The 12,971-nt window shown below is 64.5% G+C and carries 12 protein-coding genes and 3 tRNA genes; 9 read left to right on the top strand and 6 right to left on the bottom strand.

The features are described 5' to 3' along the window. Positions 1-128: 128 nt before the first annotated feature. On the bottom strand, positions 129-512 hold the full coding sequence (locus PSK12I2_RS23895) for a PaaI family thioesterase (RefSeq protein ID WP_051398714.1): 384 nt from the start codon (positions 510-512) through the stop codon (positions 129-131). Positions 513-514: 2 nt separating this feature from the next. Then, positions 515-2,833 carry a Tex family protein gene (locus PSK12I2_RS0109795; protein ID WP_027598250.1) on the bottom strand — a complete coding sequence of 773 codons (2,319 nt, stop codon included), beginning with the start codon at positions 2,831-2,833 and terminating at the stop codon, positions 515-517. A gap of 175 nt (positions 2,834-3,008) precedes the next feature. Here PSK12I2_RS0109795 and ompR point away from each other — a divergent pair, with 175 nt between their 5' ends. Then, positions 3,009-3,743 (top strand): two-component system response regulator OmpR, encoded by a 735-nt coding sequence (gene ompR, locus PSK12I2_RS0109800; protein ID WP_027598251.1) that lies wholly within the window; start codon positions 3,009-3,011, stop codon positions 3,741-3,743. A 172-nt stretch (positions 3,744-3,915) separates the two neighbouring features. On the opposite strand, the gene PSK12I2_RS0109805 is transcribed toward ompR, so the two are convergent. Continuing rightward, positions 3,916-4,788: an undecaprenyl-diphosphate phosphatase gene (locus tag PSK12I2_RS0109805; RefSeq protein WP_027598252.1), complete on the bottom strand. Its 873-nt coding sequence runs from the start codon at positions 4,786-4,788 to the stop codon at positions 3,916-3,918. A gap of 137 nt (positions 4,789-4,925) precedes the next feature. Between PSK12I2_RS0109805 and PSK12I2_RS0109810 the strand changes: the two genes are divergently transcribed. Further along, positions 4,926-6,245, top strand: coding sequence for an ATP-binding protein (locus PSK12I2_RS0109810; RefSeq protein ID WP_027598253.1), 1,320 nt, complete (start codon positions 4,926-4,928; stop codon positions 6,243-6,245). A 170-nt stretch (positions 6,246-6,415) separates the two neighbouring features. Here the strand turns inward: PSK12I2_RS0109810 and rimK are convergent, their stop codons facing one another. The 3 genes from rimK to PSK12I2_RS0109825 are packed head-to-tail and all read right to left on the bottom strand — an operon-like array spanning position 6,416 to position 8,586. Beyond that, positions 6,416-7,321 (bottom strand): 30S ribosomal protein S6--L-glutamate ligase, encoded by a 906-nt coding sequence (gene rimK, locus PSK12I2_RS0109815; protein ID WP_027598254.1) that lies wholly within the window; start codon positions 7,319-7,321, stop codon positions 6,416-6,418. Beyond that, positions 7,318-7,794 carry an ATP-dependent zinc protease gene (locus PSK12I2_RS0109820; protein WP_027598255.1) on the bottom strand — a complete coding sequence of 159 codons (477 nt, stop codon included), beginning with the start codon at positions 7,792-7,794 and terminating at the stop codon, positions 7,318-7,320. The genes rimK and PSK12I2_RS0109820 overlap by 4 nt, the downstream gene beginning before the upstream one ends. A 15-nt stretch (positions 7,795-7,809) precedes the next feature. Next, the gene (locus tag PSK12I2_RS0109825) at positions 7,810-8,586 is read right to left on the bottom strand and encodes an EAL domain-containing protein (RefSeq protein ID WP_027598256.1); all 777 of its coding nucleotides are present in this window, start codon (positions 8,584-8,586) and stop codon (positions 7,810-7,812) included. Positions 8,587-8,704: 118 nt separating this feature from the next. Here PSK12I2_RS0109825 and PSK12I2_RS0109830 point away from each other — a divergent pair, with 118 nt between their 5' ends. The 7 genes from PSK12I2_RS0109830 to PSK12I2_RS0109860 all read left to right on the top strand — a co-directional run. Continuing rightward, positions 8,705-9,088 (top strand): RNA-binding S4 domain-containing protein, encoded by a 384-nt coding sequence (locus PSK12I2_RS0109830; protein WP_007161254.1) that lies wholly within the window; start codon positions 8,705-8,707, stop codon positions 9,086-9,088. 106 nt (positions 9,089-9,194) lie between these two features. Further along, entirely contained in the window at positions 9,195-10,088 is an 894-nt protein-coding gene (hslO, locus tag PSK12I2_RS0109835) for an Hsp33 family molecular chaperone HslO (RefSeq protein ID WP_027598257.1), read from the top strand. A 104-nt stretch (positions 10,089-10,192) separates the two neighbouring features. After that, positions 10,193-11,734, top strand: a complete 1,542-nt coding sequence (locus PSK12I2_RS0109840; RefSeq protein WP_027598258.1) for a phosphoenolpyruvate carboxykinase — start codon at positions 10,193-10,195, stop codon at positions 11,732-11,734. A 220-nt stretch (positions 11,735-11,954) separates the two neighbouring features. Then, positions 11,955-12,039 (top strand) — tRNA-Tyr (locus tag PSK12I2_RS0109845). 22 nt (positions 12,040-12,061) lie between these two features. Continuing rightward, a tRNA-Gly gene (locus tag PSK12I2_RS0109850) sits at positions 12,062-12,135 on the top strand. A gap of 20 nt (positions 12,136-12,155) precedes the next feature. Beyond that, positions 12,156-12,231 (top strand) — tRNA-Thr (locus PSK12I2_RS0109855). Between the two features lie 84 nt (positions 12,232-12,315). Continuing rightward, positions 12,316-12,971: GTP-binding protein (locus PSK12I2_RS0109860; RefSeq protein WP_027598259.1), on the top strand; the 656-nt coding region annotated here is incomplete at its 3' end.

The raw sequence follows: 12,971 nt of genomic DNA on the forward strand, positions 1-12,971 counted from the left end.
GGGGCAGCAGTCACTGCTGCGGTCCGGGTTCAAGCCTCAGACCGCAACCCGCTCAGTTGTCTCCCAGCGTAGCTCAGGCGACGGCAAAGGGCGATATGCGCCGCTTCGCTGCCGCCTGCTCTGGCCGGTCACAGACAGGCGAAGGTCGCCTGGGCGAGGGCGATCAGCTTGTCACCCTGATGCACCTGGGCTTCCAGCACATGGGTCTTGCGGCCCGGGTGGATCACCCGGGCGCGGCAGACCAGTTCGCCGTCGCTGACGCCACGCACGTAGTTGACCTTGCATTCCAGGGTCACGCTGCCGGCCTGGCCATCGAACAGGCTGTGGCTGGCCTGGCCCAGAGCGGTGTCGATCAGCGAGAAGATGGCACCGCCGTGCAGCTTGCCGTGCAGGTTGATGAGCGTGTCCTGCACGCTCATGCGCACCTCGGACTCGCCACCCTCGGCCTTGTGGATGGTCATGCCCAGCAGGGTGCTGAAGGCGCTGTCTTTGCCTGCGAGAGAACCGCTCATGCCTATTTCCTCAGTTGCTTGGCGTTGGCGAACAGGGACGCCATGGCATTGTTGGCCGGCGCGGCCTGGGTCTGGCGCGGGGCGCCCTTGTCGGTGCGCGGCTTGCCACCGTTGCCGCGGGCCTGGCCGCCGGGCTTGCCGTCGACCTTCTCGCCGGGGGTGTCGCCCATGCGCATGGACAGTCCCACGCGATTGCGCGGCACGTCCACCTCCATCACCTTGACCTTGACGATGTCGCCCGCCTTGACCACCTCGTAGGGATCCTTAACGAACTTCTCCGACAGCGCGCTGATGTGCACCAGGCCGTCCTGGTGCACGCCGATGTCGACGAAGGCACCGAAGTTGGTGACGTTGGTGATGACGCCCTCCAGCACCATGCCGGGCTTGAGGTCGGAAAGCTTTTCCACGCCGTCCTGGAACACCGCGGTCTTGAACTCCGGACGCGGATCGCGACCCGGCTTGTCCAGTTCCTGGAGGATGTCGGTCACCGTCGGCAGGCCAAAGCTCTCATCGGTGAACTTCTTCGGATCCAGACGCTTGAGAAAGGCCGAATCGCCGATCAGCGAGCGGATGTCGCGACCGGTGTCGGCGGCGATGCGCTGCACCAGGGGATAGGTCTCCGGGTGAACGGCCGAGGCGTCCAGCGGATTGGCGCCGCTCATCACGCGCAGGAAGCCGGCGGCCTGCTCGAAGGTCTTGTCGCCCAGGCGCGGCACCTTCTTCAGGGCCTCGCGGGTGGCGAAGGCGCCGTTGGCATCGCGGAATTGCACGATGTTCTGCGCCAGGGTGGTGTTGAGCCCGGAGATCCGCGCCAGCAGGGCGGCGGAGGCGGTATTCACGTCCACGCCCACGGCGTTCACGCAGTCTTCCACCACGGCGTCCAGGCTGCGCGCCAGCTTGAGCTGGGAGACGTCGTGCTGGTACTGGCCCACGCCGATGGACTTGGGCTCGATCTTCACCAGCTCCGCCAGTGGATCCTGCAGGCGGCGGGCGATGGACACGGCGCCACGCAGGGAGACGTCCAGCTCGGGGAATTCCCGGGCGGCCAGTTCCGAGGCGGAATACACCGAGGCGCCGGCTTCGCTGACCATCACCTTGGTCAGGCCGAGTCCCGGGTACTTGCTGATCAGCTCGCCGGCCAGCTTGTCGGTCTCGCGGCTGGCGGTACCGTTGCCAATGGCGATCAGGTCCACGCCATGCTTGGTGCAGAGCACGCCGAGGATGGCCAGGGTCTGGTCCCACTGATTGCGCGGCGCATGGGGATAGACGGTGTCGGTGGCCAGCAGCTTGCCGGTGGCGTCCACCACGGCGACCTTGCAGCCGGTACGCAGACCCGGGTCCAGCGCCAGGGTGGTGCGCGGGCCGGCCGGTGCGGCCAGCAGCAGGTCGTGCAGGTTGCGGGCAAAGACCGCGATGGCCTCTTCCTCGGCCTTTTCGCGCAGCTCGCCGAGCAGGTCGGTTTCCAGGGAGGTATAGAGCTTGACCTTCCAGGTCCAGCGCACCACCTCGGAAAGCCACTTGTCCGCGGCGCGGCCCTGGTTCTTCAGCTCGAAATGCGCGGCGATCAGGCCTTCGCAGGGATGGGCGATGCCCGGGCCTTCTTCGCCGAGCTTGAGCGCGGCGCTGAGGATGCCCTCGTTGCGGCCGCGGAAGATCGCCAGGGCGCGGTGCGAGGGCACCGCCTTGAAGGGCTCGTCATGCTCGAAGTAGTCGCTGAACTTGGCGCCTTCGGTCTCCTTGCCGGGCACCAGTCGTGCGCTGAGGATGGCGTCCTGCTGCAGGACGCCGCGCAGCCGCGCCAGCAGGTCGGCGTCTTCGGCGAAGCGCTCCATGAGGATGTACTTGGCGCCCTCCAGAGCGGCCTTGACGTCTGCCACGCCCTTGTCCGCGTCGACATAGCCGGCGGCTTCGGACTCCGGGGTCAGGGTCGGATCCTGCAGCAGCGCCTCCGCCAGCGGGCCGAGGCCGGCTTCCAGGGCGATCTGGCCCTTGGTGCGGCGCTTCTGCTTGTAGGGCAGATAGAGGTCTTCCAGGCGGGTCTTGGTGTCGGCCAGGTTGATCTCGCGGGCCAGTTCGGGGGTCAGCTTGCCCTGCTCCTCGATGGAGGCCAGCACCGCGCCGCGGCGCTCTTCCAGCTCGCGCAGATAGCGCAGCCGCTCTTCGAGATGACGCAGCTGGGTGTCGTCCAGGCTGCCGGTGACTTCCTTGCGGTAACGGGCGATGAAGGGCACGGTCGACCCTTCGTCGAGCAGGGCCACGGCGGCGGCGACCTGTTGCGGGCGGGCGCCGAGCTCTTCGGCGATGCGGCTATTGATATCCATCGGGCTACCTGGCTTGCACGAGAAAAAGCGGGCGGCAGTATACCCGAGCCCGCCGGAGCCCTGCCTCCCATGCCGGCACCGCCACCCCGGAGTGGGCAAAATCTGCTAACAATGGCCCAATGCCGCGGTCGGATGGCCTACGGCATAATCCAGTGCTAGATCACAAGGAGATATTATGAGCACCCCCGTTGCCCCGGAAGGTGAAAAGATCCTGGTCGTCGACGACGACGCCCGGTTGCGTCGCCTCTTGGAGCGTTTTCTGGCCGAGCAGGGTTACCGCGTGCGCACCGTCGAGAGCGCCGAACAGATGGACCGCCTGCTGGCGCGCGAGGTCTTCAACCTGGTCGTGCTGGACCTGATGATGCCCGGCGAAGACGGCCTGTCCGCCTGCGGCCGGCTGCGCGAGAGCGGCAACCGCATCCCCATCATCATGCTAACCGCCAAGGGCGACGAAGGCAGCCGCATCCAGGGCCTCGACCAGGGCGCCGACGACTATCTGGCCAAGCCCTTCAATCCGCTGGAGCTGGTGGCTCGCATCAAGGCCGTGCTGCGCCGCCAGGCGCCGGTGGTGCCCGGCGCCCCCGCCGGGACCGACGAGGTGGTAACCTTTGGCGACTACGCCCTGCACCTGGCCACCCGCGAGCTCAAGCGCGGCGAAGAGACCCACATGCTCACCACCGGCGAATTCGCCGTGCTCAAGGCACTGGTCGACCACGCCCGCGAGCCGCTGACCCGCGACAAGCTGATGAACCTGGCCCGCGGTCGCGAATGGGACGCCCTGGAGCGCTCCATCGACGTGCAGATCTCGCGCCTGCGCCGGATGATCGAACCCGATCCGTCCAAGCCGCGCTATATCCAGACCGTCTGGGGCGTGGGCTACGTCTTCGTACCGGACGGCGCCGGCAAATAAGCTCTCACCGCCACACTTAGGTGTCGACGATACAGAGCGTGTTCAAAGTCTTGCGAGCTAGAGTCAAACGAGGCGAAAAGACCTGAGGAAGCGGAGTTTACAAGGCGTAAATAAGCATTCCGAAGGTCTTTTCAACGCTGTTTGGCCGACGCGCAGCTGACTTTGAATAGGCTCAGGCGAACAGCCCCTGATGCACGCCGACCAGCAGGAAAATCCCCAGCAGCGCGCGATAGATGATGAAGGGCCAGGTCGAGAAGCGCTCCAGAAAGCGCATCAGGCCCCAGATCGCGGCAAAGGCCGACAGGCTCGCCACCAGCAATCCCACCAGCAGCAGCGACCAGGCTTCGGCCGGGATGTGCGCGTGCCAGAGCACCACCAGCTCCTTGAGTCCGGCCAGGGCGATGGCCGGCAGACCCAGCAGGAAGGAGAAGCGTGCGGCTTCTTCGCGACGCAGATTGAGGAACATGGCGGCTGTCAAGGTCGAGCCCGAGCGGGACACGCCCGGAATCAGCGCTCCGACCTGGGCGATCCCCACGATCAGCGCATCGCGCAGCCGCATTTGCGAGATGTCCCTGTTGTGCCGGCAGATCCGCTCCGCCAGCGCCAGCAGCGCGGCCATGGCCAGGCAGGCGTAGCCGATGACGCTGAGGCCGCGCAGCGGCGAGTCGCAGGCGTTGAGCAGGGGCGCCAGCAGCAGACCGGCGATGCAGATGGGAATGGTCGCCAGCACGATCATCACCGCCAGCAGGAAGTCCGGGCTGTCGAAGTCGCGCTGGCGCACCGCGGCCAGGCTGCCGCGGGTCACGCCACTCACATCGCGCCAGAAATAGCTGATCACCGCGGCCAGCGCCGCCATCTGCATGGCGGCGGAAAAGGCCGAGCCGGGGTCGCGCCAGCCGAGCAGGGCGGGTACCACCCGCATGTGTGCCGTGGACGAAATGGGAAGCAGCTCGGTGATACCCTGCACCACGCCGAGAAAGGCGATCTGCGCGTAGCTGAGCGAGGCGAAGCCGATGTCCAGGCCGGTCTGGCAGATGTCGGACACGAGAGAACTCCAGGTTGAAGGGAAGAAATGGACGAGCAAATGTATCCGAATGTGTCCGCGTCCGGTGGCCTATCTGGACCCTGCAATCCCAGAGGTTGTGATGGCTTTCGCGCCGTTTTGCGCGGAAATCCTGGCCAATGAAGGCGCCCAGCTGGTTTCCCCAGAGTTTCTTCGCCCGCTCGCTGTGGATGGTCCTGCTCGCGGTGCTGTTTTCCAAGGCGCTGACCCTGGTCTATCTGCTGCTCAATGAGGACGTCCTGGTCGATCGCCAGTACAGCCATGGCGCGGCCCTGACGCTTAAGGCCTACTGGGCCACCCCGGAGTCCGAGCGACCGCGCATCGCCCAGGCCGCCGGTCTGCGCTACGAATCACCGGAAACCGTGCCGGCCGGGGAATACCACTGGCCCTATAGCGAGATCTTCGAGCGCCAGATGAAACAGGAACTGGGCGAGGAGACCGAGGTCCGGGTGCGGGTCCAGCACGGTCCGGCGCTCTGGGTGCTGGCGCCGAGCCTGGGACCGGACTGGATCAAGATTCCGCTGATGGCCCACCCGCTGCGTGGCCAGCACATCTGGAGCGTGCTCGGCTGGTTTTTCGCCATCGGCCTGCTGTCCGTGGGCGCCGCCTGGGTCTTCGTGCGGCAGCTCAACCAGCCCTTGCGGCGCCTGGTGAACGCCGCGCGCGAGCTGGGCAAGGGCCGCAGCGTGCGGCTGCCGGAGACCGATGCCCCGAGCGAGATCCAGGATGTCTACCACGCCTTCAACCAGATGGCCGAAGACGTCGAGCAGGCCGGCCGCGAACGCGAGCTGATGCTGGCCGGGGTTTCCCACGACCTGCGCACGCCCCTGACCCGCCTGCGCCTGGCGGTGGAGCTGATGCCGCCGGCCGAGCGCGAAGAGGCCGAGGACATGATCCGCGACATCGAGGACATGAACGCCATCCTCGACCAGTTCCTCGCCTTCGTCCGCGATGGCCGTGACGAACCCCAGGAACTCACCAATCTCAACGAATTGGCCCGCCAGGTGGTGGCGCCCTACAACCAGGAGACGGAGCGGGTAAGGCTCAAGCTGGACGTGCTGCCACCGCTGCCCGTACGGCGCATCTCCTTCAAGCGGCTACTGACCAACCTGGTGGAAAACGCCCAGCGCCATGGCGGCGGCGGGGTCGTGGAGGTGGTCGGTCAGGTGGCGGGTTCCGCCACCGCGCCCTATGTCGCCCTGAGCGTGATGGATCGCGGTCCCGGCATCGATCCCAAGGACCTGCAGGACATCTTCAATCCCTTCACCCGCGGCAATCGCGCCCGCACCGTCAGCGGTTCCGGGCTGGGCCTGGCCATCGTCAAGCGCATTGCCGCGCAGCACGGAGGCAGTGCCGAGCTGCGCAATCGCGAAGGTGGCGGGGTGGAAGCCCGGGTACTGCTGCCCCTGGGCCTGCTGCTGCCCCGCAGCGCCAGCTGACGCCGAACGCTGCTTCTGCACTTTGTAGGAGCGGCCGCATCGGCGGACCGCCATGGCCGCGATGCTGTGACATAGCGAAATGGCCTCGACATCGGGCTCGCGCGCGATCTATCAGGAGATAGGGAGGTTGGGCCAGACGCCAGCGCAGCCCAACCTCCCAAACCACGGCCTCAGCCCTTGCCCTTGGTCCGTGTCAGCCCCGGCTCGGCGTTCTTTTCCAGGTATTCGATGATGATCCCGGCCACGTCCTTGCCGGTGGTCTGCTCGATGCCTTCCAGGCCGGGCGAGGAGTTGACCTCCATCACCAGCGGGCCGTGGTTGGATCTGAGGATGTCCACCCCGGCCACGCTCAGGCCCATGGCCCGGGCCGCGCGCAGGGCGGTCATGCGTTCCTCGGGGGTGATCTTGATCAGGCTGGCGGTGCCGCCACGATGCAGATTCGAGCGGAATTCCCCGGGCGCCGCCTGGCGCTTCATCGCCGCGATCACCTTGTCGCCGACCACGAAGCAGCGGATGTCCGCACCGCCCGCTTCGCGGATGTATTCCTGCACCATGATGTTCTGCTTGAGCCCCATGAAGGCCTCGATCACCGACTCGGCCGCCTTCTCGGTTTCGCACAGCACCACGCCGATGCCCTGGGTGCCTTCCAGCACCTTGATCACCAGCGGGGCGCCGTTGACCATCTGGATCAGATCCGGCACGTCGTCCGGCGAATGGGCGAAGCCGGTCACCGGCAGGCCGATGCCCTTGCGCGAGAGCAGTTGCAGGGAGCGCAGCTTGTCGCGCGAACGGCTGATGGCCACGCTCTCGTTGAGCGGAAAGACGCCCTGCATCTCGAATTGGCGCAGCACCGCGCAGCCATAGAAGGTCACCGAGGCGCCGATGCGCGGGATGACCGCATCAAAGCCTTCCAGCGGTTTGCCACGGTAATGGATCTGCGGCTTGTGGCTGGCGATGTTCATGTACGCGCGCAGGGTGTCGACCACGACCACCTCATGGCCGCGGCTGACGCCGGCCTCGACCAGGCGCCGGGTGGAATACAGGTTGGGGTTACGCGAGAGAACGGCGATTTTCATGGGGCACCGGAGGCCGGAGTAAGGGACAACTGGGGTTTGTCTTGCGCATAGGAGACGGCCGGATTCACCAGCAGGCCACCATCGATCAACGCCTTGGAGCCGAGCAGCATGCGATAGCGCATGCTCTTCCGGCAGGCCAGGGTGAATTCCACCGGCCACTGGCACTCGCCCAGGGCCAGCAGGGTACGGATGACGTAACGGGTCTGGGCGATGCCATTGGAGCTGCGGATGGTCTTTTTCGCCACCAGCGGTGCTTCGCAATGGCGGTGCCGGGACTGGACCAGGGTGCCCAGGTGCACGGTGAATCTCACCCAGCGCTCCTTGCCACGCATGAACGGCTGGACTTCTGTCGCATGCAGCGCCGAGGTACTGGCGCCGGTGTCGATCTTGGCTCTCAGCCCGACCACGCCCAGATCGGGCAGGGCCACCCACTCACTCAGGCCGATAATGACCGGTTCGGCGGAATTGCTCATCGCTGCTCCTTGAAATCAGTGGCCTCCGCCTAAATGTTGCGGATCAACGAGCTGCTTGAAGGCTGGTTTGGCGAACAGATAGCCCTGCATCAGCTCGATCCCGAGGTCCCGCAGGCAATCGCGTTCGGCGACGGTCTCCACGCCTTCGGCGATCACCTGGGTACCCAGTTCGCGGCACATGACGATCAGGTTGCGTACGATGGTCCGTCGCACCTGATCCTGGTCGATGCCGCGGATGAGCGCCATGTCGAGCTTGACCAGGTCCGGCTGGAATTCGGCCAGCAGGGTCAGGCCGGAATGACCGGCGCCAAAGTCATCGATGGCGGTCTTGAAGCCGAATTGCTGATATTCGCGCAGGATGTGCGTCAGGTGGTTGCTGGCCACGTGCTCGGTTTCCACCGTCTCGAAGATCAGGCGCTCCAGGGGAAAGCCATGCTCGCGCGCGGCGGCCAGGGTGCTGCGGATACACAATTCCGGACGATAGACGGCGTTGGGCAGAAAGTTGATCGAGAGACTCTCCTGCATGCCCAGGGCCGCCGCGGTGGCGATGGCCTTGGTGCGGCAGAGCTGGTCGAATCTATAGCGGTTGCTGTCGGTCACCTGATTGAGCACCGACAGTGCGCCTTCGCCGCCTGGTCCGCGCACCAGCGCTTCCCGGGCGAAGACCGCGCCTCTGTCCAGATCCACGATGGGCTGATAGGCAAAGTCGAAGTCGAAGCCCAGGGGTTCCGACTGCTGGCACCCCGCGCAGCGGGTCTGACCGGTCAGGTCGGAAGGAAAGAATGTGGTCATGGCTCTCCAGAGGCGCGCTTGCAGCGTCGGTCCGATGGTTTAGAGTTCTTGAGAAGAGTCTAAGACCCAATAGGGGACCTTTTATTCGATGTATGCAGTAGATCACACTGAAGAACGGATGCGCCTTGATAAATGGCTCTGGGCTGCACGTTTTTTCAAGACCCGCGCGCTGGCCAAGGCGGCCCTCGAAGGCGGCAAGGTCCAGTGCCGTGGCGAACGCTGCAAGCCCAGCAAGGAGCCGCGTGTCGGCGATGTCCTCACCATCCGTCAGGGCTATGACGAGAAGACCGTGGTGATCGTCGCCCTGTCGCAGAACCGCCGTGGTGCGCCCGAGGCCCAGCAGCTCTATACCGAGACGCCGGAAAGCCTCAAGGCGCGCGAACAGGCCGCTGCGGCGCGCAAGGCGGGCAACCTCGGCCTGCAGACCGACGGCCGTCCCACCAAGAAGCAGCGGCGCCAGATCCACCAGTTCCGCGAGTACGTCCATCCGTTCGACGACTGATCCCGTCGCGACTCGCCGGATCCTCTCAATTGCCAGGACCGCTCGGCGGCCCTGGCGTGTGCCGCAGCGTCAGGCTTCGCGGCCTCCTTCCTTATATAGGTAGTTCATGACTTCCCACGATTTCACCCAGCGCTTCCTGTTCGACGAAACCGATGTCCGCGGCGAACTGGCCACCTTGGATCGCAGCTATGTCGAGGTCCTCGCCAAACACGCCTATCCGGAGCCCGTCGCCCAATTGCTGGGCGAGATGCTGGCGGCGGCCGCGTTGCTGTGCGGAACCCTCAAGTTCGAAGGGCTGCTCGTGCTGCAGGCGCGTTCCAGCGGGCCGATCCCGCTGCTCATGGTCGAGTGCTCCAGCGAGCGCGAGGTGCGCGGCATCGCCCGCTACGAAGAAAGTGAGATCACCGCGTCCGCCTCTTTGGGTGAGCTCATGCCTGATGGCGTCCTGGCCCTGACCATCGATCCCCGCCACGGTCAGCGTTACCAGGGCATCGTCCCGCTGGAGGGCGCGAACCTGGCCGAATGCCTGTCCGGCTACTTCGCCACCTCCGAGCAGTTGCCCACCCGTTTCTGGCTGAACGCCGATGGTCGCCGCGCCCGTGGCCTGCTGCTCCAGCAGCTGCCGCCGTCACGTATCAAGGATGCCCAGGCCCGCCAGGACAGCTGGGAGCACGTCGTCACCCTGGCCGATACCCTCACCGCCGAAGAACTGCTGGGCCTCGACAACGAGGTGATCCTGCATCGCCTGTTCCACGAGGAAACGGTGCGTCTGTTCGACGAGCAACCGGTGGCCTTCAGCTGCAGCTGCTCCCGCGATCGGGCGGCCAATGCCCTGATCGGCATGGGGCAGCCGGACGTCGAGAGTCTGCTCGATGAACAGGACGGACAAATTCGGGTCGATTGTCAGTTTTGCAATGAGCAGCAGGTCTTCGACGCCGCCGATATCGCGCAGATTTTTGCGGGCGGCGGCACGCAAACCCCAGGAAATACCCGGCACTAGCCGTTGCAAAAGCCCGAAGGCTTTCTGGCATAATCCCGCAACGTGTAGTTCTGCCGTGTAAGAGCTACAAGCATGAGGAACGGCCCAGGGCCATGGGGAACGAAATGACGAAAGCCAACGTGTATACCGATATCAGCGTCGCGCAGTTAGTGGAAGAGTCCCTGCGACGTGGCGAAGGAGAGCTGGCCGCCAATGGCTCGCTGGTCGTCAAGACGGGGCATCGCACGGGGCGTTCGCCGGTAGATCGCTTTATCGTCGAGGAAGCCTCCACGCGCGACGCCATCCACTGGGGGCCGATCAACCGGCCTTTCCCGGAGGAGAAGTTCGCCCCGCTGTGGGAACGCGTCAGCGCCTACCTGGACGAGCGTGATCAATTCGTCTCCCGCGTCCATGTAGGCGCCGATGTCGAGCACTACCTGCCCGTCGTCATGCGCACCCAGACCGCCTGGCACAACCTGTTCGGCCGCTGCCTGTTCATCAATCCGGCCGAATACAATCCCCAGTCCAAGCCGGCCTGGGAGATCCTCAACGCGCCCGAGTTTGTCTGCGAGCCCGAGCGTGACGGCACCAATTCCGACGGCACCGTTATCATCAACTTCGCGGCCCGCAAGGTGCTGATCGCCGGCATGCGCTACGCCGGTGAAATGAAGAAGGCCATGTTCTCGGTGCAGAACTTCCTGCTGCCGGAAAAGGATGTGCTGCCGATGCACTGCGCCGCCAACGTGGGCGAGGAGGGGGATGTCACCCTGTTCTTCGGCCTCTCCGGCACCGGCAAGACCACCCTGTCCGCCGACCAGAGCCGCTACCTCATCGGTGACGACGAGCACGGCTGGGGCGTGGGCACCGTCTTCAACATGGAAGGTGGCTGCTACGCCAAGTGCATCGACCTGTCCGAGAAGAACGAGCCGGTGATCTGGAAGGCCATCCAGTTCGGCGCCGTGCTGGAGAACGTGGTCCTGGATCCCCAGACCCGTCAGCCCAACTATGCCGACGACAGCCTGACCCAGAACAGCCGGGCGGCCTATCCGCGCGAGCTGATCGACAAGCGCGCCGAGCACAACCTGGGTGGCGAGCCCAATGCGGTCATCTTCCTGACCTGCGACCTCACTGGCGTCCTGCCCCCGGTTTCCATCCTTAATAATGAGCAGGCGGCCTATCACTTCCTGTCCGGCTACACCGCCCTGGTCGGCTCGACCGAGATGGGTTCCGGTCCCGGCATCAAGTCGACCTTCTCCACCTGCTTCGGTGCGCCCTTCTTCCCGCGCCCGGCGGCTGAGTACGCCGATCTGCTGATCAAGCGCATCCAGGGCTTCGGCTCCAAGGTGTATCTGGTCAACACCGGCTGGACCGGTGGTGGCTACGGCGTGGGCAAGCGCTTCAACATCCCCACCACTCGCGCGGTGATCGCGGCCATTCAGAGCGGCGCCCTCATCGGTGCCGAGACTCGCCATGTGCCGGTCATCAATCTCGACGTCCCGGTCGCCGTGCCAGGCGTGGACAGCGTTCTGCTCAATCCGCGCGACACCTGGCAGGATGGCGCCGCCTATGACGCCGCCGCTCGGGAGCTGGCCGGCAAGTTCGTCGAGAATTTCAAGAAGTTCTCCGGCGTCTCCGAAGGCATCGTGGCGGCCGGTCCCCAGCTGTAATCGGGGGTCGCCGTCTGCAAACAAAGGCCGCCGCTAGGGCGGCCTTTGTTTTTTAAGCTTTTTTTGCGTTTTGGGGTTGCGCACTCCGCCGTGGTTGCATAAACTGCGCCCGCTTTCGCTGATAACGCTAGCGAGCGAGGCGAAAGCACTGATTGTTAAGGAGATTTTAAAAAGATCCTTGACAAGAGGAGGGCAGATGAAGAAAATGCCGCCTCACTTTGGAGGGGTTCCCGAGTGGCCAAAGGGATCAGACTGTAAATCTGACGTCGCAGACTTCGAAGGTTCGAATCCTTCCCCCTCCACCAGATTGCTAGAGCGTTAGGCTCTGCGGGTATAGTTCAGTGGTAGAACCTCAGCCTTCCAAGCTGATGATGCGGGTTCGATTCCCGCTACCCGCTCCAGTTTGACTGGCAAATGTTTCGCTCATGTAGCTCAGTTGGTAGAGCACACCCTTGGTAAGGGTGAGGTCAGCGGTTCAAATCCGCTCATGAGCTCCATCTTAAAAAGGCAGATATGAAAATATCTGCCTTTGTTTTAATGGCGGCATTGCTTTGCTCAATTCGTGAAGGGAGAGAGTGTCGATGGCTAAAGAAAAGTTTGAACGTAACAAGCCGCACCTGAACGTGGGCACCATCGGTCACGTTGACCATGGCAAGACCACTCTGACCGCAGCGCTGACCAAGGTCTGTGCCGATACCTGGGGCGGTTCCGCTCGTGGTTTCGACCAGATCGATAACGCGCCGGAAGAAAAGGCTCGCGGTATCACCATCAACACCTCCCACGTTGAGTACGACTCGGCGATCCGTCACTACGCGCACGTCGACTGCCCCGGCCACGCCGACTACGTGAAGAACATGATCACCGGTGCTGCCCAGATGGACGGCGCGATCCTGGTTTGCTCGGCTGCTGACGGCCCCATGCCGCAGACCCGCGAGCACATCCTGCTGTCCCGTCAGGTAGGCGTTCCCTACATCGTCGTGTTCCTGAACAAGGCCGACATGGTTGACGACGCCGAGCTGCTGGAACTGGTCGAAATGGAAGTTCGCGATCTGCTGAACACCTACGACTTCCCGGGCGACGACACTCCGATCGTCATCGGCTCCGCGCTGATGGCTCTGAACGGTCAGGATGACAACGAGATGGGCGTTTCCGCCGTGCGCAAGCTGGTCGAGACCCTGGACTCCTACATCCCCGAGCCCGAGCGCGCCATCGACAAGCCGTTCCTGATGCCGATCGA

The organism is Pseudomonas sp. MOIL14HWK12:I2, from assembly GCF_000510745.1.
GTDB lineage: Bacteria > Pseudomonadota > Gammaproteobacteria > Pseudomonadales > Pseudomonadaceae > Chryseomonas > Chryseomonas oryzihabitans.